This window comes from Paenibacillus sp. ISL-20 (assembly GCF_018613005.1).
GTDB lineage: Bacteria > Bacillota > Bacilli > Paenibacillales > Paenibacillaceae > Paenibacillus_AQ.
On the sequence record NZ_JAGGRD010000069.1, the window covers coordinates 1 to 22,198 of the forward strand.

The window sequence follows — 22,198 nt, forward strand, 5'->3', positions numbered from 1 at the left end:
ACGTCGCCAAGCGAAAAACCATAAAGGCCGTTATCGAGTAATCGATAGCGGTCTTTTCCTATATTCAAAAACATGTATTTATGAAATCGAGACTATCTCGTACCAGGTTGGGTGATACTAAACGACAGCTATTTATTGAACCCCTAGGAAATGTATTAAGGGATTGGCATATTGGCAGACTAGGCTTAAACGTGGGTGATTCTCCATTTAATAGAAGAAGCCCGGTCCGTTTGTCCATTCCTAAGGGACAGGATAACGCGCTGGATGGATACTTGCGAACTTCGAGCAAAGGGCGAATTTCAATCCTTGACAGCCTATGGGCCCTTTGCTAAGATGGCAATAATATATTTCTGAAAATACTTGAAAATGCCGTCCGGTCCAGCTCTGACAGTTAGTTGTAGTCCGCAGGAAGACGACAAAAAGGAGGAATAACCCAGGTGTGGGAAGATAAGTTTAGCAAGGAAGGCTTCACTTTTGACGATGTTTTGTTGGTTCCTAGAAAATCCGAGGTACTTCCAAAAGAAGTGGATGTTAGCACCAAATTGAGCGAGCATGTGAAATTAAACATCCCGCTCATCAGTGCTGGGATGGACACCGTAACGGAAGCTCCTTTGGCAATTGCCATTGCTAGAGAAGGCGGAATCGGCATTATTCATAAAAATATGACCGTTGAGCAACAGGCAGAAGAGGTAGATCGGGTTAAACGTTCGGAAAGTGGTGTTATTACGAATCCTTTCTCACTCCATGCTAATCATCTTGTATCCGATGCAGAGGAACTCATGGGTAAGTACCGGATTTCCGGTGTACCGATCGTAGATGAAAACAATAAGCTGATCGGGATTTTGACGAATCGTGACCTTCGTTTTGTTCATGACTACAATACGGTAATCAGTGAAGTGATGACCAGCGAGAATCTGGTGACAGCTCCGGTCGGAACGACCCTTCAGGATGCCGAAATGATCTTGCAGAAGCATAAGATTGAGAAACTGCCTTTGGTAGACGATGATAATGTTCTTAAAGGGCTTATCACCATTAAAGACATTGAGAAAGCGATTCAGTTCCCTAGAGCAGCGAAGGACGCTCAGGGCCGTCTGCTTGTAGGTGCAGCGATTGGAATCTCCAAGGATACCTTCGAAAGAGCAGAGGCGCTTGTGAAAGCTGGCGTAGACGTCATTACCGTTGACTCTGCCCACGGTCATCACATCAATATCATTGATTCCGTTCGCAAACTGCGCGAAGTGTATCCAGATTTGACGATTATCGCTGGTAACGTGGCTACAGGCGAGGGTACAAGAGAGCTTATCGAAGCCGGTGCATCCGTCGTTAAAGTCGGAATTGGGCCGGGATCGATCTGTACGACCCGTGTCATTGCTGGGATTGGCGTACCGCAAATCACAGCAATTTATGACTGTGCAACGGTTGCTAAGGAGTACGGAGTCCCGATTATCGCAGATGGCGGTATCAAGTACTCAGGTGAAATTACGAAAGCAATCGCAGCTGGTGCAAATGCCGTTATGCTGGGCAGCATGTTTGCCGGTACGGAGGAGAGCCCAGGCGAAGCTGAGATATATCAAGGACGCCGTTTCAAGGCTTACCGCGGTATGGGTTCCCTTGCTGCTATGAAACAAGGCAGTAAAGATCGTTATTTCCAAGATGACGACAAGAAATTGGTTCCGGAAGGTATCGAGGGTCGTGTTGCTTACAAAGGGCCTTTGGCAGATACCATCCATCAGCTGATCGGTGGATTGCGCTCCGGCATGGGCTATTGTGGTACGCAAAACCTGGAGGAACTACGGACGGAGACCCAGTTTATCCGTATCTCTGGAGCAGGACTTCGCGAGAGCCATCCGCATGATATCCAAATTACCAAAGAAGCACCTAACTATTCCTTGTAATTCATTCGAAAGAACAAGGATAAATAGTATATGTTATTTATTTCCTGGACAGGCTGGATGAAATTCATCTAGCTTGTCTTTTTTTGATACCCCCCCTATGATAGAATAGAACAAGTTAATGACTTATTGAGAATTAGAGGGGAGTAGTTCCATTGATAGACATGTCTGTAAAGAAGAATAAGCGACAACGCATTCAAAGAACGTTGGCATCCTTGATGCTGTTTAATATACTTTGTTTCTCTGCTGCGCCTGCGGTTTCACTCGCGGCACCTAATATGCTGGCAACAGCGGATACAACGAACGCCACAGAGGACAAAGCGACAACCGAGAAGGCGACAACAAATAATGCGAAGCCGGATAAAGTGCCATCGATTGATCAGCTTGGACTGGATGTAAGCTCTGCCGTATTGATAGAGCCATCAACAGGACAGGTCCTACTATCCGTTAATGCTGATGAGGCATTACCACCGGCGAGCATGACGAAGATGATGACGGAATATATCGTGGCAGAGAAAGTGAAGCAAGGCGAATTGGCTTGGGATGATGTGGTCACTGTAGGGGAGAATGCAGCCAAGACAGTAGGATCACGCATATTTTTGGCTGAAGGCGATCAACATACAGTGGAAGAACTCTACATAGCTATGGCTGTTGGTTCAGCGAACGATGCTACGGTAGCATTGGCTGAACATGTGGCTGGTTCCGAAGAAGAGTTTGTTGCCATGATGAATGATACGGCGAAAAAGATGGGCTTGAAAACAGCTTTTTTTATCAATTCTACAGGCCTCAGCCGTGCGGATATGCCCAAGAAATATCGTCCTGAAGAGGATAAGGAAACGGTTATGTCTGCAATGGATACAGCTTTGCTTGCCAAATTCATCGTCGAGGATCACCCTGATTTTGCAAGATTCACAGCTATACAATCCCACAAATTCCGGGATCGGGATACGAATCCGATCATCAACTACAACTGGATGCTTGAAGCCAATAAAGATATTACCAACTTCAAGAAATATGCTTATGAAGGATTGGATGGTTTAAAAACAGGTCATACCAATGCGGCTAAGTATTGCTTCGCGGGTACCGCTGAGCGTGATGGCATGCGGCTGATTAGTGTGGTCATGGGTACGAAATCCGAAGGAGCCCGTTTTGTAGAGTCCAAAAAAGTCCTTGATTACGGCTTTGACAACTTCGAAGTTAAGGAAGCTCAAGCTGCCGGTGCAACCGTGCAAGGCTTTGAAAAAGTCGAAGTAAAGAAGGGTAAAGGCAAGGAAGCTGCACTCGTAACCGATAAAGCAGTCACTTTTGTTGTACCCAAAGGCTCAACAGGCAAGAACATTACCTTTGAAGCCAAGCAGGACTCCTCCAGCTTGACAGCTCCTGTTGCTAAGGATACGAAGGTTGGTACGGTGACCTACACATATAAAATAGAAGGTATGAAGGACACCCAGACCGAAACGGTAAATCTAATCACCGCGGAGGAAGTTGAGAAGGCAGGCTGGTTCAGTTTGTTCCTGCGGGCGATTGGAGACTTTTTCGCCGATTTATTTGATTCCATCAAAAATCTTTTCTAACCGCCGATAAATTCCGAGTAAATGGGTTGTGTATTTGATTTTGATGCGGTAAAATATCAAGTTAGATTCATTGCAAGCATGCACCTATATAGGTACAGACTAGATCGCCAGAGAATGCTGTAATGGCGATGAGATACAACATATAATCGGGAGGCTAGGGGACATGGAAACAGGAACATCAACTGTAAAAAGAGGTATGGCGGAAATGCAAAAAGGCGGCGTCATTATGGACGTCATGAATGCGGAACAAGCGAAGATCGCTGAAGCTGCCGGTGCAACGGCAGTTATGGCGCTGGAGCGCGTTCCTTCCGATATTCGCGCTGCTGGGGGAGTAGCACGGATGGCTGACCCAACCATCGTTGAGGAAGTCATGAAAGTTGTATCCATTCCAGTTATGGCCAAAGCTCGTATCGGTCATTATGTTGAGGCGAAAGTGCTTGAATCTCTTGGCGTGGATTATCTCGACGAGAGTGAAGTGCTGACACCGGCGGATGAAGTGTTCCATATCGATAAATGGGATTTCACGGTCCCGTTCGTATGCGGTGCGAAGGACCTCGGTGAAGCGCTTCGTCGTATTGGTGAAGGTGCATCCATGCTCCGTACGAAAGGCGAGCCGGGAACAGGTAATATCGTGGAAGCTGTTCGCCATATGCGCCTCATCAACAGTCAAATCCGTAAAGTTCGTAACATGTCGAAGGACGAGCTGTATGCGGAAGCGAAGAACCTCGGTGTTTCCTTTGACCTCCTGAAGGGCATTCATGAGACAGGCAAGCTGCCTGTCGTTAACTTTGCAGCTGGCGGCGTGGCAACACCTGCAGATGCCGCATTGATGATGCATTTAGGCGCTGACGGCGTCTTTGTTGGATCCGGTATTTTCAAATCGGACAGCCCTGAGAAGTTCGCTCGTGCGATTGTTGAAGCGACTACGCATTATGATGATTATAAATTGATTGCTGAAGTATCCAAGAACCTGGGTACTCCGATGAAAGGCATCGAGATATCCAAGCTTAGTCCGGCTGAGCGCATGCAGGATCGAGGCTGGTAAGAGAGAAGGGGTAACATGAAGATCGGAGTACTGGCACTTCAGGGTGCCGTTGTAGAGCATATACGGAGCATTACGCTTGCTGGTGCCGAGGGGGTGCCGATTAAGAAGGTCGAGCAGTTAGACGGCATTGACGGCTTGATCATCCCTGGCGGTGAGAGCACCACCATCGGTAAGCTGATGCGCAAGTATGATTTTATGGATGCGATTCGTCAGTTCTCAGCCCAGGGTAAACCGATATTTGGAACATGCGCCGGACTGATCGTGCTGGCTGAGCGAATTCAAGGCGACGAAGAGGCTCATCTGAAGCTGATGGACATCACGGTGGCGCGAAATGCATTTGGACGCCAGCGTGAAAGCTTCGAGACCGATTTGCCTGTAAAAGGAATCGAAGAAACGGTGCGGGCTGTCTTCATCCGTGCGCCGCTCATTCTGGAAGTGGGTGCGGGCGTTGAGGTCCTGTCCACTTATAAGGATGAGATTGTCACAGCCAGACAGGGGCATCTGCTCGCAGCTTCCTATCATCCGGAGCTGACGGATGATTACCGACTTCATCAATATTTTGTGGAGATGGTTCGATCCCGGTCTACGGCACCACAGACGTAATAGTTACAGTAGAAGACATCTTGACTCTTTGGCAGTATGTGGGAGTCAAGTTGTCTTTTTCGCTGAAATACAATAAGATGTATCGTATGTAATAACGTACAATGCAGCCTGTCCCAAGGCTTTTTATCAACATATAGGGCAGCTGCTTCGATATACTTGATGGATGTTTTACTTTAGGAGGGTTTCCCGTGTTAGACGTAAAAATATTGCGCAGCGAGTACAGTCGTGTAGAAGAAGCGCTGAAGAATCGAGGCAAATCGCTCGATCTGATTGCGGATTTTCCTAAGCTTGACGCCCGGCGCCGGGAATTGCTGCAGGAAAGCGAAAGTTTGAAGAATCGCCGCAACACCGTGTCGGCTGAAGTAGCCAAGCTGAAGAAGAATCGTGAGAATGCAGATGATTTGATTCTGGAAATGCGCCAAGTGTCAGACCAGATTAAAGCGATGGATGAGGAAGTTCGTGAGCTGGAAGCCAGCATATCCGAGCTTACTTTGGCGATTCCGAATATCCCTCATGAGAGTGTGCCGGTAGGTGCCTCAGAGGAGGAGAACGTGGAAATCCGCCGCTGGGCGGAGCCGAAAGCTTTCGGTTTCGAGCCTAAGGCCCACTGGGAGCTTGCTCAGAACCTGAGTATTTTGGATTTTGAAGCAGGTGCGAAGGTAACGGGTTCACGGTTTACGTTCTACAAAGGTTTGGGTGCTCGCCTTGAGCGTGCCTTGATCAGTTTCATGATGGATCTGCACAGCGACAAACACGGCTATGAGGAAATGCTGCCTCCATATATCGTCAACCGGGACAGTTTGTACGGAACAGGACAGCTGCCTAAATTCGAAGAGGATTTATTTAAAATTAGCGATACCGACTACTATCTGATCCCAACCGCTGAGGTTCCTGTAACGAACTACCATCGCGAGGAAATCTTAAATAGTGAGGATCTGCCTAAATATTACGTGGCGTACAGCTCCTGTTTCCGTTCGGAAGCCGGCGCGGCAGGGCGCGACACACGGGGACTTATTCGTCAGCATCAGTTCAACAAGGTTGAGATGGTGAAGATTGTACATCCGGAAACATCGTTTGATGAGCTTGAGAAGATGACGGCGGATGCGGAGCGTGTGCTCCAGCTGTTGAATCTTCCTTATCGTGTAATGGCTCTCTGTACCGGGGATATGGGCTTTGGATCCATGAAGACATACGATCTGGAAGTTTGGCTTCCAGAGAGCGGAGTATATCGTGAAATCTCCTCATGTTCGAATATCGGGGACTTCCAGGCTCGCCGTGCCAACATTCGCTTCCGCCCGGAACCGAAGAGCAAGCCGGAATTTATCCACACCTTGAATGGTTCCGGACTCGCAGTAGGCCGTACCGTCGCTGCGATTCTGGAGAACTATCAACAGGCTGACGGATCCGTAGTTATTCCTGAAGTACTTCGCCCGTACATGGGGAATGTTAGTATCATCGAACAGAAAAAATGAGTTGATAAAGTAGGTTGACTTGTGGTATAATGATTTTTGCACGTGATTCATTTGCATGGATCATTACCACGTGGAGAGGTACCGAAGCGGTCATAACGGGGCGGTCTTGAAAACCGTTAGGGTGCAAGCCCACATGGGTTCGAATCCCATCCTCTCCGCCATACATAATCAAACGCAAGCCGTTTCCTTTAAGGAATCGGTTTTTTTATTGTCTTTTTTACTAGAGGAAGGCATTGATTGTTCTGTTCTGCAGTAGGTTTCTGCTTTATGGAGTCTGCTGTATAAAACATCCCCTGTTATCGCAATTTATAGAGAAGGGGAGGTGTGAACATGAACTCAGAACTTAATGTAGATCAGTCGACGCTGGTCAATGCCTGGCAGGAAAGGCTGTCCACCATATTAAAGCCGGGAGATCGCGCAGAAGTGGCAGCAGACGAAGGGGATCCGAACGCCATCCGCATTCACATTGATGCAGCAGGTCGCCAGGATTATTCGTTTGATTTTCAATGCACGTATGTGGATTCGCGAGAAGTGAAGGTCGATCTGGTCGATGTAGAGCGTGAGGGTGCGACGACGGATGAGCGTAATGAGAACATTCAGGGCATGGTGGGCGATTATACGCGTCATATTCATGAGTGTGCCCAAACGCTGCAGCAAATCACGCATCACTAGCTCCATTGAATGAGTGAGACAGTTTCCATACTGTCCTTCATGATATGGACATCAAAGGCAGGACAGGCGTAGGACATCGTTGTGATCCATGAAATGGAGGGCTATCAGATGAGCAAACCAAAGGCGATTCCGGTACCGGAAGCACAGGAGCAGCCGAAGCAGCGCAAGGATCATGACCGTGGCGGCCAGGAGCCGCTGTCAGGCTCGCACAGAGCGAAGATCCGTAAACAGGATGGACATTACAATCCGGAGGGCTAGAAGCCTGTAGGAGCCAAATACGGAGAGGCTAGAAAGCAAGAATCGAGGGAACTTCCTGTATTCCGACAGGAAGTTCTTTTTTTCGATTTGAAACCTTTTGCGTCCAACTTCCGTATTAGTGTTCAAGTGTAATATTTTGGGGCCCCACCTTATTCGCATGTTAAGAAGTTTAAATTTAAGATGGATGGAAAAAGAAAGGAAATAAAATTTCAGTAAATATTCCAGAAAGTGTTTCTCATTTTGGTTAAATGGTTTATGATTAGAAGGTCTGTTATTTTTTTGACTGTTAGAGGGGAGAGAAATTTTAATGAACAAGAAGTTTGCAGCTATCATGCTGACACTGCTGCTCACAGTGACAGTTGTACTTTCCGGCTGCGCCAAAAAAGAAGAGCCTAAGGCAGCGATGACTAATGCTGCTACGAACGCGATGAAGATGACATCCTACGAAATGAAGAGTAAATTTGTCATTGAAGACCTTCAAGTTAACATACCTGCAGTTGAAGGCGATCCAAGCGTAACACAGGCGATGACGATGTTGAAGAATGCTGAGGTTACGCTGGACGGTATCTACCAAGCGGATCCAATGCAAACCGAGATGAACATGGGTATCAATCTGAAGGGTGACATGGCAATGTCCTTCAACATTGATATGGTGATGACGAAAGAGAAAATCTACGTTAAGATTCCAAGCATTCCAATGCTGCCATTCCCAGAGGACGTTGTAGGTAAGTTCCTTGCTATGGATATGAAAGAGCTTGCTGAGCAATCCGGTGAAACATTTAATCCGGAAAGCCTGGATACCGAGAAATCCCAAAAATTCGTAAACGAAATCCTTGAAGCTTTGCTGAGTGAATATGACCAAGCGAAATACTTCAAAGAGATCAATGTTAAAGATGCTGGCCTTCCAGAAGGTGTGGATGCCAAACAAGTGGTTCAATTCTTTGTAACCAATGATAACCTGAATGAAGCATTGGATATTATGGTAAACAAGGTTGCACCTAAGGTTGTTGACATTGCAGCTAAAGACGAGTACCGCGAATTGCTCGGTCTGACCCAAGAAGATATCGACTCTGCTAAAGCTGAAGTATCCAACGTTAACCAAGACGAATTCAAAGCGGGCTTGGAAGAGATGCAGAAGTATCTGAAGATCAACACATTCAACATCAACACGGCTATCGATAAAAAGGATTTCCCTGCATATCAGGATGTTGTGTTGAACGTTGATTTCAATGATCCAGAAACGAAAGAGAACGTGAAGTTGGCTGTGAAGGGTAGCACCCAATACAACAACATCAACGCTAAACAAGAGTTCAAAATCGGTATTCCAAAAGATGCTGATGTCATCACGATGGAGCAATTTGAGGAATCCATGAGCCAAATGGGCACTTATTAATATCATTCATCGTAGACAACAGAACCCGGCCATCATGGCCGGGTTTTTACGTTTCTATACATATTACTTTACAAGGATTATATTTTCCCGCGCAAACGTCGGAAGAACTGAGTGAGTAGTGATGCGCATTCTTCCTGCAGCACGCCCTCAATCACGTTAGTACGGTGATTAAAACGCGGTTCTTGAAGCAAATTCATCAGTGTGCCGGCACAGCCGGCTTTGGGATCGCGAGTGCCATAGATCAGCTGTGGGACCCGGGATTGGACGATAGCACCCGCACACATGGGACAGGGCTCCAGCGTCACGTACAATCGGCAGTCGAGCAGCCGCCATGCTCCAAGATGTTTGCTTGCCTCACGGATAGCCACCATCTCGGCATGGGCCGTCCCATCATAAGTCGTTTCACGCAAATTGTATCCACGGCCAATAACCTCATCACCCCGCACGATGACAGCGCCGATAGGAACTTCGCCGAGCTCTTCGGCTTTCCGTGCTTCCGCGATGGCTTCTCTCATCCAGCGTTCATGATTATCGTTATCCACAGCCAGTGGGTCTATTGAATTTGATATCAAACTAAAGTCTCCTTTCACAGCCCGTTAAAACCCTGTATTTATACCCAATGTTCAACGAACATTTATTCGTTTGTTAACATGTTGTGGACAGAATTGTGGACAATTAAAATGTTATACACAAAGTTATACACATTATCCACAGATAAGTTGTGTATTTGTGCGCAATCTGTGGATACGCTGTTTTTTTACCGGGAATGGCCTCTTATATTGTAAGGATTCCCTATTTCAATAGCAATGCGATTGTGGAAAAAAACCATATAGCCGTAAAGCCGCTTGTCTTTTCAAACGTTCGTGATCAAGGTATCATGAGGATATTAGATTCGCAAGTCGTCTATGTGACAGCAGAAAGGTGAAGATGCCACTTGTCGATTAAGACGAAATTATCGATGATCATGTCCATATCGGTATTATTTATTCTTCTGCTCAACATTACGCTGAACTATTACACGACCCAGGAAAATTTGCAGCAGGATAGTGAAACCAAAATGGTAATGGCCGCTACTCAGATTGCCATCACGGTCCAGCAAACCGGCTTTAGTTCTGCATATGTGGATAATATATTCGGTGATATGCTGAAGGTAGCTGCGGTCAATGTGGCAAAGGTTTTGGATCCGGATATTAATAATATAACCAATCAGCAATTGGTGGAATTGAGTAAAGAGATCGGCGTCACCCACATATCATTATTAGTCCGGACGAATGATGATGTCGTTGTTGCCCGTTCCTCTACTCAAGATGAAATCGGCCTTTCAACAAAGAACTGGGGGTACTGGCATACGGCTTTTCTGGAATTGTTGCAGTATGGTAAAGTCGTCTCCGTTACCGAGGGTCAGCGTGCCGAACATTTTTGGTCAGGACCGTTTGAGTTTTCCACATCCAATCCGGAATTTATTGATAAATGGGGATACTATTACGATAGCAAGCGCAATTATATCATTGATCCCTACATAAGGAATTCGAATATCAAGGACTTTGTGAAGATTACAAGTCCGGATACGGTTGTGAAGGAGACCTTGAAGTCGAATCCGCGAATATTGGAAGTAACAGGCATCAACCCTGAAACGTTTGGCAATGAATATATGAGAGAAGATGGAACGGATGATGTTCACCACAAACTTCGCAATCGACCGATTACATTCGGCACCTACGACTATGGGAGCCTGGACCAAGATGCGGAAGCTGTGAAGAGGGCCGTTTCTACTGGCGATAATGTGGTGTTTGTCAGTACTATCAATAACAAGAAGGTGCTAAAAAGCTTCATCCCCATCGTAACCGAAAATAAACCGACCAGTGTCATCAGTGTCGTCATGGATTATGAAGCCATCTCCTCCGTGATGAGGGAGCAGATGATAAGTCTTGTGGCGATCTCATTGGTTTTATTGGAAATCGTGATATTTGGCAGTTATATTGTTGCAGGGTATTTTACCAAGCCGATTCAGGCCATCCTGGGGACAGTAAACGATGTGTCGGATGGTCACTTTGATCGAAGGCTGGAGGTAAGCAGCCGGGACGAGCTGGGGCAGCTTGCGGGTCGAATCAATGCGATGACACGTAATCTGGGCAACTATACGAGCCAGTTGAAGCAAATGGTCGATGAGAATCAGTCTGTCAAGGAATATCTGGAGTCGGTCATTAATCAGACAGCCGATGCCATTCATACAACCGATACCTATGAAAGGGTTATTAGTGTGAATAAAGCGTTTGAGCAATTGTATGGTTGGAAAGCGCACGAAGTGGTTGGACGGAAGCCTGCACTTGTGCCTCCTGCCAAGGAGGAAGAAGAAAAGGAACGCATCCGTCGCCTGCGGGCCGGAGAACGGCTTCCTCCGGTGGAGACGATCCGTCTTCACAAAGATGGAAGCACGATCGAGGTCAGTATTAGCACCTCCTTGGTGCGCGACGAGAACGGTGAGGTTACCTCCATGATTAGCGTGTCTCGGGATGTGACGGAACGCAATCGGATCGAGGAGCTGCTGCGTCGTTCGGAGAAACTCAATACTGTTGGCCAACTGGCTGCTGGCGTTGCTCATGAGATCCGGAATCCGCTAACGACTCTCCGTGGATTTCTGCAGCTTCAGCAGCAGACCCACAAGGTTAATCCGGACCATATTGATCTGATGCTGTCGGAGCTGGATCGAATTAACCTCATTGTCAGTGAATTTCTGATATTAGCGAAGCCGCAGGCGATTCATTTCCAAGAGAGGGATGTACGACTCATCATGGGAGATGTCATTTCATTCCTCGACAGCCAAGCCCATTTGTACGGCATCGAGTTCAAATTGAAATTTACTGATGAACTTACCTACGTACACTGTGAGGAGAATCAGCTCAAGCAGGTGTTTATTAATCTGCTCAAGAATGCGATTGAAGCGATGCCCGATGGCGGCAGTATCTGGATTGAGCTTTCAAGGCCGAAGGGCGAATGGGTACAAATCGATATTCGGGATGAAGGGCAGGGCATTCCGGAAGATCTGATGCCGCATCTTGGCGAACCGTTTATTACGAATAAGGAGACGGGCACAGGACTAGGATTGATGGTAAGCCAGCGTATTATTCAGGGTCACCGGGGTATGATGGAAATCGAGAGTGAAGTGGGTGTGGGCACGAAGGTGAGTATAGTTCTGCCTGTGGTTCAGCCGAATGCAATTGAGAATTAAGCAAGAAGTAGTTACAGATAAGGGGATGGCATCTTGAGAATCAATAAATTTATCAGTGAAACGGGATATTGTTCCCGTCGTGAAGCGGATAAGCTGGTGGAGAGCGGAAAGGTCACCATTAATGGCGTGGTTGCTGTCCTGGGAAGCCAGGCTGAGGAAGGCGACGATGTCCGGATCCAGGGAAAGCCGATTCAGGATAAGAAGAAGCATGTATATATTGCTCTTAATAAGCCGGTCGGGATTACAAGCACCACCGAACCGCATATTAAGGGCAATATTGTAGACTTTGTAGGCCACAACGAGCGTATTTTTCCTATCGGACGATTGGATAAGGACTCTGAGGGTCTGATTTTGCTGACGAATGATGGAGATATCGTCAATAAGATCCTTCGCTCAGAGGGGAAACATGAGAAAGAATACATTGTAACGGTGGATCGCCCGGTAACGGAATCCTTCCTTAGAGGGATGTCCAGCGGCGTAAAGATTTTGGGTGAGATGACGCTACCCTGTGAGGTCACTCGAATGTCCGAGCGCGTATTCCGAATCATTCTGACCGAGGGGAAAAATCGCCAAATCCGCAGAATGTGCAGCGCTTTTGGTTATGAGGTCCGAAAGCTGCAGCGAATCCGGATTATGAATATCCGTCTTGGCAGTCAACGCATCGGTTCATGGCGTGATCTTAACGAGAAGGAGAAGGAAGAGCTTGGTCAGCTGCTGAACTACAGGCTCGAGTAGCTGGCTAAAATACTTCTATAATCTTAAACAAAAACAACCGATGGGATCTGTAGTCCAGATGCATCGGTTGTTTATTGTGTGTTATAGTCTGTAGGGACCCGTTCCCTTTTGGGTTATTCATTCACGCTTGTAAAGGTGGCGCTATCCTGGTATTTACGTATAATGGATACCTCGACTCTGCGGTTCTTCGCTCGCCCAGCAGCGGTGTTGTTATCAGCAATCGGATGGTATTCACCATAACCGATCGGCATGAATCGTTTAGGATCCAGCTCCGAGTTGGCAAGCAGAATCTTCATGAACTGCAAGGCTCGATCCGAGCTTAAATCCCAGTTCGACGGATAGCGGCTGTTAGAGATTGGCACATTATCCGTATGGCCGGATACAATGATTTCATAGTCCGGGAACTTGTGAAGCATTTGCGAGATGGCCTTGGCCAGTTTACGGGCTTCCGGCTTCACAACGGCTTCGCCGGAAGGGAACAAGGCGTTATCCCGTATCGTAATGACAAGCTGGGAGTGGTTCAACTTGGTGCTGAGCTCCGAGGTCAAACCGTTATTTTTAATATAATTATCGAGCTGCTTCTTCAGCTTCTCCAGATCCTGTTGTTCCTGACGCATCAGCTCTGCACGCCGTTGGTCAGGTGTTGTTGCGGGAACGGAAGGGGATGTCGCTTTATGATCCTTAATATTGGGCGGAACATCGCTGGATTCCGTTTTGCTGTAATCCAGCACACCGGTTCCGCCGCTGAGAGCAACACTGAAGGCTTCGCTCATTTCTTGAAATTTACGTGCATCCGTCGCACTCATGGCGTATAGCACCAGGAACAAGGCCAGAAGTAAGGTCAGTAGGTCTGCGTAAGGAAGAAGCCAGGATTCGTCGGCATGCTCCTCATGCGGCTCGTGTCTAGTCTTTTTGCTCACTAGCACCAGCCTCCCTCTCGCTGAGCTCAGCCCGTTCGGACGGTGTCAGGAACACGGAGAGCTTCTGATTGATTGCAATGGTGGATACACCAGATTGAATGGACAGCAGGCCTTCTACCATCATCAGGCGGATTTCAACCTCACGTTTGGATAGACGCTTGAGTTTATTCGCAATCGGGTGACAGAGGACATAACCGGTGAAAATACCGAGCAGGGTTGCAATAAACGCTGCCCCGATGGCATGAGCAAGTTCGCCCATATCTTCCATATGGGATAATGCAGCGATCAAACCGATAACGGCTCCAAGTACCCCGAGGGAAGGTGCATACATACCGGCTTGGGAGAAGATCAATGAGCCGGAACGATGGCGCTCTTCCGTGGCATTAATATCTTCCATTAATACATCACGTACAAATTCCTGATCGTTGCCATCGATGATCATGCGCATCCCATTACGCAGGAAGGTGTCATCGATCTCATCGACTTTGGTTTCAAGAGCCAGCAGACCTTCACGGCGTGTGATCGAAGCCCATTCCATAAACAGCTTGATCATTTCCGTTTTGTCCATCAGATTCTGTTTCACAAAGGTCATCTTGACCAGCTTCGGAATCTTTTTCAGCTCGACTAGCGGAAACCCGATGAATAAAGTTGCTGCCGTACCGCCAAGAATGATTATATAGGCTGCCGGATTATACAAAGCGAGAAGGGAGGCACCTTTCAGAACCATGCCCACCAGTACCGCGACGATACCGATTATTAAGCCTATAATTGTTGAAATTTCCATACCACACCTCATCCGTGAGAAATAAAATAACGAATCCATTCGTCAGAACGGTTCTCATGGAGAACCGGGCCCCTTTGTGGGGCGTTATCCTATTTATCGTCAGGTCGGGCTTTTTTTTTTAGTTGTAATTTCCGGTATAATGGAAGGAAGGGAAACGAAGCTAAGTACGGCAAGGAAAGGAGTGATGGAGATGGGCGTTAAACACGGAAGAGATTACGGCGAAATTCTGGCAGAACTGACCGAGGCGGTCGGACGAATTACCGACAGCTATGTCTTCTTTGAAATGGAAGCTGAGGATTGGGGCAATCTGGGTAAAGCCGAGAGAAATGAGGTTCATGAAGCGCTGGCTGAGGATTTGTTCTATGCGCTAGGCACAGAGCCGGTGATTAATGTTGGCAGCGGCGTGGTCATGCATGATCAAACGAACCATCGAATACATATTTTGATTGGTGAAGAAGAGTTGGCCTTTGTGGCTCTTGTGTAATCACTCCAGTTATCAACAGATACAGGGCAGAATAGAATAGATGACAGAAAGACCATATTACGTGTAAGTCGGCTTTAAGATAGGTTTTTTTCGGGGAGGAAGATAAAAGATGCTTTATACGCAGCAAGAAGTAGAGGCTCATCTGGAAAAGCTTGAGGGTTGGGAATTTGAACAAGGGAGATGGATTGTACGGAAGTATACCTTCTCCTCCTTCATGAAGGGAATCGCTTTTGTTGATGAAGTGGCAGCTATTTCAGAAGCTTTCGGACATCACCCCTACATCACCATAGATTATAAAGTCGTTACACTTCGTCTCACCTCTTGGGACGACGGTGGCATTACGGCTGTGGATATTAAGGAAGCGCAGCAGTTTAACGAAGCCTATGAGAAGAGTCGTTCGAAGGATAGCAAGGCGGCACAATAGAAGGGGGGACGGTTAGTCCCCTCAGAGATCCCGAATATGTAAAAACACGCTTGCACCGGGAAGAACTCCAGGTGCAAGCGTGTTTAGCGTATAAGCTGATTTATTTTTTCTCAGCAAGGTATAGCGCAATGTTTGCGATTTCTTCGGGCTTAAGTTGATCTTTAAAGGAAGGCATTCCCTTACGACCTTTGGTTACAACGTTGAAGATTGCGTCCGCATCCATGTGCCCGCCTACTTGATTCAAAGCCGGCCCAGCGCCGCCTTGAAGTTGGTCGCCGTGACAGCTAATACAGCTTGCTTTCATTGTGGCTTCCGCTGCGGCAGCATCGAGAGTCACTTCCGGCATGGTCGGCTTCTCTTCCTGAGCCACCTGTTCCTTACCTGGGAGCGTAAACATCAGCGCGATAGCCAACGCACATGCGACGAAGAACAATCCGCTCATGATCCATTTTTGCATCGTCATATCGTCCCTTCTATGTATACTGCACTTTTGCACTTGTCTCCATTATAAACCAACATCCATAGACAGCATAGCCAGTTGTGACAAAAAAAGCAACTATACGGCGTAGCTTCATAAAAAGTACACAAAATTGTGCTTTTTCATATAGACAAAGATTACTATTCCTCATTTGCCGGGGGCTCATACACCATACAGTGGAAAAGGGCATTTCCCGTTGGTGTAAGTCGCTCATACGTATCGGTGACATGAAAGCCTGCCTTTTGATACGTGCGGATCGCGCGCTCATTCCAGGTCAACACCTCAAGGTCGATTTCGTCGGCAGGCCGCCTCCGCCTGGCTTCCCGGACAATCGCCCCCATAAACCGTTTACCCATTCCGCACCCGCACCAATCAGGCCGCATGCCAAGTCCGATTCGTGTCACCTCGTGCATCGGAAACAGCTGGGCAAACCCCCACAGGGTCTCCCGTTCATCCAGAATCGAGATATACTGCCTCTGGCGAATGTCCGGATCGCCAAACTCGACCCCAAGCCCTTTCATCTGCTCCCAGGGAAGAAAGCCATAGATATTATAGGGAGGAGGATAGGTCCAGGCGCATATTTCTTTCGCATGCTCTTCACGCATGACTACGGTGTGAAATGTAATCGGTATTGCATCCATTGGTGAAGTCCTCCTATCGTATATATAAAATGATAACCCTTTTACGAACATCCAAGTCGAAATCAAAAAAGCCCGTCAAAGAGAGGTAAGGGCTCCTTTAACGGGCAAGCAGTATGTATAGGGATGATTAGCCTCTATAGCTTAGGATGATTCACCAGCCGACTCTTCATACGTATCATCGCTCATGATACGCTTTGCACCCACGTAGCGCTGATCGTAGTACTCCTCTGCAAGGCGGTTGATAACCACGCCGCGGTTGGTCGAGGCATGGGCAAATTTGTCATCGCCGACATAAATGCCGACGTGGGAGATGCCCTGGCCCGATGTGTTGAAGAACACCAAATCGCCAGCGCGCAGATCCTTACGGGACACGCTTGTCCCCATGTCGAATTGAGAGCCGGATTGATGCGGGAGCTTCAATCCGAGTTTAGCAAATACATACATGGTGAAGCCGGAACAGTCAAATCCGCTAGTGGTCGTACCGCCGTAGCTGTATCTTGTACCTAGCACCTTATCGACTTCCTGATCCAGCGCACTATCAGCAAACACGCTGCCAACGCCCAAAGTGAACAGCAGTGTGATACTAAGGGCTGCTGTTGATAATGTTTTCTTCAGCATGGAAAGCTCCTTTTCGCTGCCGCGAGGCATAGCAATCTATGTATTAAAGCACTTACATTAATGACAAAGTTGTTACTGCGTCCATTCTATCAGACAGCAAGCGGGATTGGCAATTATTTCTTGATGGATTTTGCTGTTTTTCAATCGCATTAGCTGTCGAAGCGTCAAATAAAATCAATATTTTTCCAAAACGGTGTTTAATGAAGGGAGAGAAGGGTATATAAAGAATAAGAAGAGATTGGGGATGGAATAACCAAACGAAGTCATTTCAATATCTTCATTCATTTTTTTTTGAAAAGTGGAAACTTTTTCGTTGTCTTAAACGTTATAAAGGTATACACACAATCAACAAAAGAAAAAAGCCGCTGGATGAGATCGGCACAATCTCATAAACCCAGGGCTTCTTATAAGAGTAAATCAATAAAGTTCCAACATTAATTGTAGTTCACAGCTACAGATTTGTACGTATTCTGACTCATAATTCTCTTAGCGCCTACATATCGGTTGGCGTAATAGCTCTGGCTTAGCGGACTGATCATGACACCACGGGAAGATGAGGAATGAGCAAATTTGCCGCTCCCAACATAAATACCCACATGAGAGATACCTCTACCGGATGTGTTGAAGAACACGAGATCGCCAGCTTTCAGGTTGCTCTTGGATACTGCCGTTCCTACTTTGTATTGAGCTGCAGACGTACGCGGCAAGCTAAGGCCAAGCTTCTTGTAAACATAGCTGGTGAATCCGGAGCAGTCAAAACCATTCGTTGTGGTTCCACCCGTTTTATAAGAGACACCAATGGCTGGTTTGATTGCTGTATTTAATTTGGAATCGGCGAAAGCGCTTCCGGTCCCTAATGTGAGTGCGAGTGCGAGGCCGAGAGAAACAGCCGTTAACTTCTTTTTCAAAACAAAAAGCTCCTTCCATTGCCTGCGAGGTTAGCTTAAGGGTTCGGTTGAAAGGTCCCCTATGATCCCTCTCTTGCGAGATCAATTCACCCAAAACGGATCCCCCGCTTCCCATATCGTTATGGGAATTCGGCTCCTTAAAATGTTGATGAACCCATTCATTGACGTCTGACGTTCCAACATAGTTAACGAATTTACATAGTTCCAACAAAAAAGTTACAGTAAAGATGACAAAGTTGTTACTAACATATTCGTTATTTTAGCAGAGTATTAACAATTTGGCAAACGAGGAAAGATCATTTTTAAACAAAAAAACCTGTCCCCATCTTGGGGAAACAGGTTTTTTTGTAATTTGGCGCTCAGAAATTTATAATATAGAGGATAAATGAACGCTTATTCTTTGTAAAATCAAGCTCGGGATAGAAACGTGTCACTTCGGATTACAGCTTATTGGCGAGCATGATTCACCATTTCAGGGTAACGAATTGTAACGATTAGGAATGCTGTGAGGAAGAATCTCTCCACAAATGATATTGGGCGGATATTACCCAAATTTGGAATAATCCATTCAGGAAATAAGAGGCCTGCTGAATAATTAAGCCGACCAATCCGGCCCAGAAGAGCGAAACCGAGCTCAGGAGCAACAGAATGACACAGGCTGATCCGCCGATAGTGATGGACAACAGCACTGCCGTGCCCAAGCGGCGGAAGAGTGCTAGGATAGAGCTGATCATACCGAAACCCCCAGTGCGCCCGAATTGCATGTAGAGCAATAACAGGCGGATCAGATAGGCGTACAAGAACCACCCAGCTCCATAGGGCAGTGCATGAAGCAGCAGAACAGGCTCTTGAATCCCATTCAGCAGAATCGGAAGGATTTTGGGCAGAATCCAGTAACCGGGCGCAAAGGTGAGAATGAGCTCAATCAGATAGAATAGCGTTACGGGTTTCCACAGTTTCCGCATGCCAATGAAGAAGAATAAACCGCGCTCGCCCTTAGCTTCCTGGTGAAGGTTGTAGAAGATGCCGGCCCGAATGAGCGGGGTGAGGATCATCCGGATCAAGAGCAAACCGGCCAGAAGCCATCCGTAGGTGTGGACCGTGCTGCTAAGGGATAGGCTCATCTCGCCCTCGTAGAAGAATAAAAGACGGCTGAGCTCGTTAGGGGCAGAATCCGGATATCGCATCAGAAGGGGAACGACTGCCGATTTTACGAGTCGGTACAAGCAGTATCCCCACAGCAAACGGTATAAGAAGAGCAGAATAGAGACGTATAGCTGGTCTTTAACACTGATCCACCCTTGGCCTGCGTAACTTTTCATGTGCTCCCCCCTCACCATGACAGGCTGCCGAACAGCGTCTCCACAAGCTTGGTAATACTGAGATTCCAGCGTGTAACCACCTTCGGATCCATTCCTGCCTTCATATAGTTATTGATGTGTTTATTCTCCAGGACGATGGAGTATTTCGGATCAACCATGGCCCAGGCGAGCGGAGTGCTGTACTCCAGGGTGTAAGTAACTTTGCCGTCCTTGCCGCTCCAGGTTCGCTCCACCGTTTTGCCGTCCTCAAAGGCGAACACGATTGGCACATCGGTTATATCCCCGTCCTTGCTCGTTATCTTGACCGTGGATTCATACCGAGGATGTTCCGCCGTGCCTTTATTTTTGGTTTTGATCACGTCGATGGCAACGTCCGCCATCTGGCTTCCATATACATATTGGTCAAAATACGGCTGCCAGGACGTTTTGCTTACTTGCTCTACAACCTTTTGGAAGTCGGACGTTGTCGGGTGCTTGAAGCGGTATTTCTGGGCGTACGTATGAAGAATCTTCTCCATCATCTGCGGACCGACCTGCCGTTCGATGCCTTGCAGCACCAGCTTGCCCCTCGTGTAAACATTCAGTGCGTAGTTTTCGTGCGAGCTGTATTTCCAGGATTCCATCTTCAGCGGTGCAGGGGAAGTAATGGATGCTCCCTGAGCTGCCGTATTGGAGGTAATACCGTATTCTTTTTCCATCACTCGTTCTTCTGCATAGGTTGCAAAGGCCTCGTCCAGCCACGCTTCCTCAAATTCGTTGCTTGCGATCATTCCGTAAAAATATTGATGGGCAATTTCATGAATGACGGTCCGCTCCAGCTCATATCCCGGCGAATCGTTTTTGGCCCCGAAGGCCGTGACCAGCGTCGGGTATTCCATGCCGCCTGCACCATTGCCCGATTCCGGCGGAACCACGATGGACAACGTGGAATACGGATAGGTTCCGTACCATTTTCCAAACGAAGCGAGGGCCGACTTGGCGGCATCAAAGTAACGCTCCTTTAAGTCTTTATGGGCTGGATCGAGATACAGCTTGATGCGGACGCCCGGTACGCCTGGTGCGGAGAATGCTTCTTCTGCTGCGACAAAGTTCGGCGATGCCGACCAGGCAAAATCATGCACATCATCCGCATAGAACTGATAAATTTTTTCACCGTTAATTTTTTGGGCAGGCTTGGTAGGGAATCCGGTCGCGGCAACAATGTAATTTTCGGGCACGCGGATGCGGACACTGTAAATGCCGAAGTTAGAATAGAATTCGGAATTGCCATGGTATTGATGAAGATTCCAGCCTTCCTCTGTTCTTCCGCGAAGACCAGCCGGTTCATAGACTGAAATTTTAGGAAACCATTGCCCCGCCATAATAAAATTCTCGGTGGTTCCCATGCGAGCAAATATTTTGGGAAGCTCGACCTCGAACTCCAAGTGAATGGTCACACTCTCCCCGCTCTTGATGGGTTTAGGCAATCGGAGCTTGACAAGGCTGTGATCCTTGATGTTACCGTCATCGGGTTGAACAAATTGAAGGCGATGGGTCAGGGCCAGACCTTCGGTTGTTTTCACGCTGGTAATCGTCATGGAGCCGTATCCGTCGTCTGGCATGGGATCGGAACGAAGCCGACCACCCGATTCCTTCATAAAAGTCGTATCATTGGAAGCAAATGCATTGGGATACAGATGAAAGTACAGCTCGTTTACGCTTCTTTTGCCTGGATGAGTCCAAGTGAGTGTCTGTTTGCCCTTAAGCTTGTTCTCCTCAGGCTCGTAGCGAACATCCATATGATATTCCACTAGTCGGTCGCTTAAGGCCGGAGCGGGAATATTAGGCTGCACCTTAGGCGGTGAGAGAGGGGCCTTCTCCACAGCAGAGACGGAGGGCTTGCCCTCATTTGGGGCAAGAGCAGACGCTGAGGACCCTGGATTCAGAAATATCAGCATCGATCCTGCAAGCAAACCTATGGCAAGCAGGGATGATAGAAAGACTTTGGCACGTGGTGGGACCATATCGAACAACCTCCCGTTGACAAGCATCTAGTGCATGTATATGTTTGCTTTTGGGGGATTATTAGTTAAAATAAAATTATTGGGACAAAGGTTATCAATTTAGCAGCTGATACTTAAGAATCGGCTCTGATATAGGAGGTCGGCAGCAATGGAGAATGAAGAGCAGAAGCAGGGTGCGAAGAAACCGATTGCTTTGAATATTATTAATAGTAAGAGTAAGCATAAAGGGTTTGGATCAGGCTCCATCGATCTGAACAGTCTGTCGCCCGTCATTATCGACAATGGCGAGGCCCGAGTGGATATTGGGGCCATGCATGCCAAGAGTAAGGTGGAGAAGGGTATCCGTTTCAGCATGAACCGGGATGAAGTGCCGAATGGACGCCAGGTATGGATCGTGTGGGTGGCTGTAGACCGTACCGCCGAGGGACAGCATTATGCAGGCATGACCGCCTGTGAAATGTGGATTGACCAGGAGGCCCGCCGTGGTTGGAAGATCCTCGCCGATCATGTGAATAAAATGGATGCGGCGATGAAGCGCAAGATCATTCTGGATGGCCTTGGCGACGTCGAGAAGAAAGCACTGCGTGAGCTGCTGATTTCACGTAACGAGGAATGGTGGGATGCATCACCAGAGGAATTCAAGGAAGCCCTTCGAACCGAGGCATGATACCATAAATAAAAGTGATTATTCTAGATGCTAAAGTGGAAAGACCGGTTGGATTCGTGAACGAATCCCGCCGGTC

22 protein-coding genes, 1 tRNA gene and 1 riboswitch are annotated in these 22,198 nt (G+C 47.5%); of the genes, 14 read left to right on the plus strand and 9 right to left on the minus strand.

Annotation, left to right across the window (positions count from 1 at the left end; all coding sequences use genetic code 11):
- The first annotated feature begins 437 nt into the window (after positions 1–437).
- The 9 genes from guaB (at position 438) to J7E85_RS31525 (ending at position 8,909) form a co-directional block, all read left to right on the plus strand.
- The gene (gene guaB / locus J7E85_RS31485; RefSeq protein WP_215163950.1) at positions 438–1,895 is read left to right on the plus strand and encodes an IMP dehydrogenase; all 1,458 of its coding nucleotides are present in this window, start codon (positions 438–440) and stop codon (positions 1,893–1,895) included.
- A gap of 152 nt (positions 1,896–2,047) precedes the next feature.
- On the plus strand, positions 2,048–3,466 hold the full coding sequence (locus tag J7E85_RS31490) for a D-alanyl-D-alanine carboxypeptidase family protein (RefSeq protein WP_215163951.1): 1,419 nt from the start codon (positions 2,048–2,050) through the stop codon (positions 3,464–3,466).
- A gap of 163 nt (positions 3,467–3,629) precedes the next feature.
- Positions 3,630–4,511, plus strand: a complete 882-nt coding sequence (gene pdxS / locus J7E85_RS31495; protein ID WP_215163952.1) for a pyridoxal 5'-phosphate synthase lyase subunit PdxS — start codon at positions 3,630–3,632, stop codon at positions 4,509–4,511.
- Positions 4,512–4,526: 15 nt separating this feature from the next.
- Positions 4,527–5,114, plus strand: coding sequence for a pyridoxal 5'-phosphate synthase glutaminase subunit PdxT (gene pdxT, locus J7E85_RS31500; RefSeq protein WP_215163953.1), 588 nt, complete (start codon positions 4,527–4,529; stop codon positions 5,112–5,114).
- A gap of 188 nt (positions 5,115–5,302) precedes the next feature.
- Complete coding sequence (gene serS / locus J7E85_RS31505; RefSeq protein WP_215163954.1) at positions 5,303–6,586, plus strand: serine--tRNA ligase; 1,284 nt, start codon at positions 5,303–5,305, stop codon at positions 6,584–6,586.
- Positions 6,587–6,658: 72 nt separating this feature from the next.
- A tRNA-Ser gene (locus J7E85_RS31510) sits at positions 6,659–6,747 on the plus strand.
- Positions 6,748–6,916: 169 nt separating this feature from the next.
- Positions 6,917–7,258: a hypothetical protein gene (locus J7E85_RS31515; protein ID WP_076326361.1), complete on the plus strand. Its 342-nt coding sequence runs from the start codon at positions 6,917–6,919 to the stop codon at positions 7,256–7,258.
- Between the two features lie 108 nt (positions 7,259–7,366).
- A complete protein-coding gene (locus tag J7E85_RS31520) occupies positions 7,367–7,516 on the plus strand; it encodes a small acid-soluble spore protein P (RefSeq protein ID WP_215163955.1) in 150 nt (49 codons plus the stop codon).
- 307 nt (positions 7,517–7,823) lie between these two features.
- Positions 7,824–8,909 (plus strand): hypothetical protein, encoded by a 1,086-nt coding sequence (locus J7E85_RS31525; RefSeq protein WP_215163956.1) that lies wholly within the window; start codon positions 7,824–7,826, stop codon positions 8,907–8,909.
- 77 nt (positions 8,910–8,986) lie between these two features.
- Here the strand turns inward: J7E85_RS31525 and tadA are convergent, their stop codons facing one another.
- A complete protein-coding gene (gene tadA, locus J7E85_RS31530) occupies positions 8,987–9,481 on the minus strand; it encodes a tRNA adenosine(34) deaminase TadA (protein WP_076326364.1) in 495 nt (164 codons plus the stop codon).
- Positions 9,482–9,843: 362 nt separating this feature from the next.
- Between tadA and J7E85_RS31535 the strand changes: the two genes are divergently transcribed.
- Both J7E85_RS31535 and rluF read left to right on the plus strand, forming a co-directional pair.
- Complete coding sequence (locus J7E85_RS31535; RefSeq protein ID WP_215163957.1) at positions 9,844–12,138, plus strand: ATP-binding protein; 2,295 nt, start codon at positions 9,844–9,846, stop codon at positions 12,136–12,138.
- Between the two features lie 33 nt (positions 12,139–12,171).
- A complete protein-coding gene (rluF, locus tag J7E85_RS31540) occupies positions 12,172–12,873 on the plus strand; it encodes a 23S rRNA pseudouridine(2604) synthase RluF (protein WP_215163958.1) in 702 nt (233 codons plus the stop codon).
- A 113-nt stretch (positions 12,874–12,986) separates the two neighbouring features.
- On the opposite strand, the gene motB is transcribed toward rluF, so the two are convergent.
- Positions 12,987–13,793, minus strand: a complete 807-nt coding sequence (gene motB, locus J7E85_RS31545; protein WP_215163959.1) for a flagellar motor protein MotB — start codon at positions 13,791–13,793, stop codon at positions 12,987–12,989.
- Entirely contained in the window at positions 13,777–14,577 is an 801-nt protein-coding gene (gene motA, locus J7E85_RS31550; RefSeq protein WP_215163960.1) for a flagellar motor stator protein MotA, read from the minus strand. Before motA ends, motB begins: the two co-directional genes overlap by 17 nt.
- 190 nt (positions 14,578–14,767) lie before the next feature.
- Here motA and J7E85_RS31555 point away from each other — a divergent pair, with 190 nt between their 5' ends.
- Positions 14,768–15,061 (plus strand): hypothetical protein, encoded by a 294-nt coding sequence (locus J7E85_RS31555; RefSeq protein WP_215163961.1) that lies wholly within the window; start codon positions 14,768–14,770, stop codon positions 15,059–15,061.
- Between the two features lie 109 nt (positions 15,062–15,170).
- Positions 15,171–15,485 (plus strand): 4a-hydroxytetrahydrobiopterin dehydratase, encoded by a 315-nt coding sequence (locus tag J7E85_RS31560; protein WP_215163962.1) that lies wholly within the window; start codon positions 15,171–15,173, stop codon positions 15,483–15,485.
- 100 nt (positions 15,486–15,585) lie between these two features.
- On the opposite strand, the gene J7E85_RS31565 is transcribed toward J7E85_RS31560, so the two are convergent.
- From J7E85_RS31565 to J7E85_RS31590, 6 genes are all read right to left on the minus strand, one after another.
- On the minus strand, positions 15,586–15,942 hold the full coding sequence (locus J7E85_RS31565; protein ID WP_076326397.1) for a c-type cytochrome: 357 nt from the start codon (positions 15,940–15,942) through the stop codon (positions 15,586–15,588).
- 161 nt (positions 15,943–16,103) lie between these two features.
- A complete protein-coding gene (locus J7E85_RS31570; protein WP_215163963.1) occupies positions 16,104–16,604 on the minus strand; it encodes a GNAT family N-acetyltransferase in 501 nt (166 codons plus the stop codon).
- A 141-nt stretch (positions 16,605–16,745) separates the two neighbouring features.
- Positions 16,746–17,219, minus strand: a complete 474-nt coding sequence (locus J7E85_RS31575; RefSeq protein WP_215163987.1) for a C40 family peptidase — start codon at positions 17,217–17,219, stop codon at positions 16,746–16,748.
- Positions 17,220–17,656: 437 nt separating this feature from the next.
- Positions 17,657–18,130: a C40 family peptidase gene (locus tag J7E85_RS31580; protein ID WP_076326372.1), complete on the minus strand. Its 474-nt coding sequence runs from the start codon at positions 18,128–18,130 to the stop codon at positions 17,657–17,659.
- Positions 18,131–18,134: 4 nt separating this feature from the next.
- A riboswitch (cyclic di-AMP (ydaO/yuaA leader) is annotated at positions 18,135–18,275 on the minus strand.
- A 349-nt stretch (positions 18,276–18,624) separates the two neighbouring features.
- Positions 18,625–19,452, minus strand: coding sequence for a hypothetical protein (locus tag J7E85_RS31585; RefSeq protein ID WP_215163964.1), 828 nt, complete (start codon positions 19,450–19,452; stop codon positions 18,625–18,627).
- Positions 19,453–19,463: 11 nt separating this feature from the next.
- The gene (locus J7E85_RS31590; protein ID WP_215163965.1) at positions 19,464–21,455 is read right to left on the minus strand and encodes a M1 family metallopeptidase; all 1,992 of its coding nucleotides are present in this window, start codon (positions 21,453–21,455) and stop codon (positions 19,464–19,466) included.
- Between the two features lie 148 nt (positions 21,456–21,603).
- Here J7E85_RS31590 and J7E85_RS31595 point away from each other — a divergent pair, with 148 nt between their 5' ends.
- The gene (locus tag J7E85_RS31595; RefSeq protein ID WP_215163966.1) at positions 21,604–22,122 is read left to right on the plus strand and encodes a YwhD family protein; all 519 of its coding nucleotides are present in this window, start codon (positions 21,604–21,606) and stop codon (positions 22,120–22,122) included.
- Positions 22,123–22,198 lie beyond the last annotated feature (76 nt).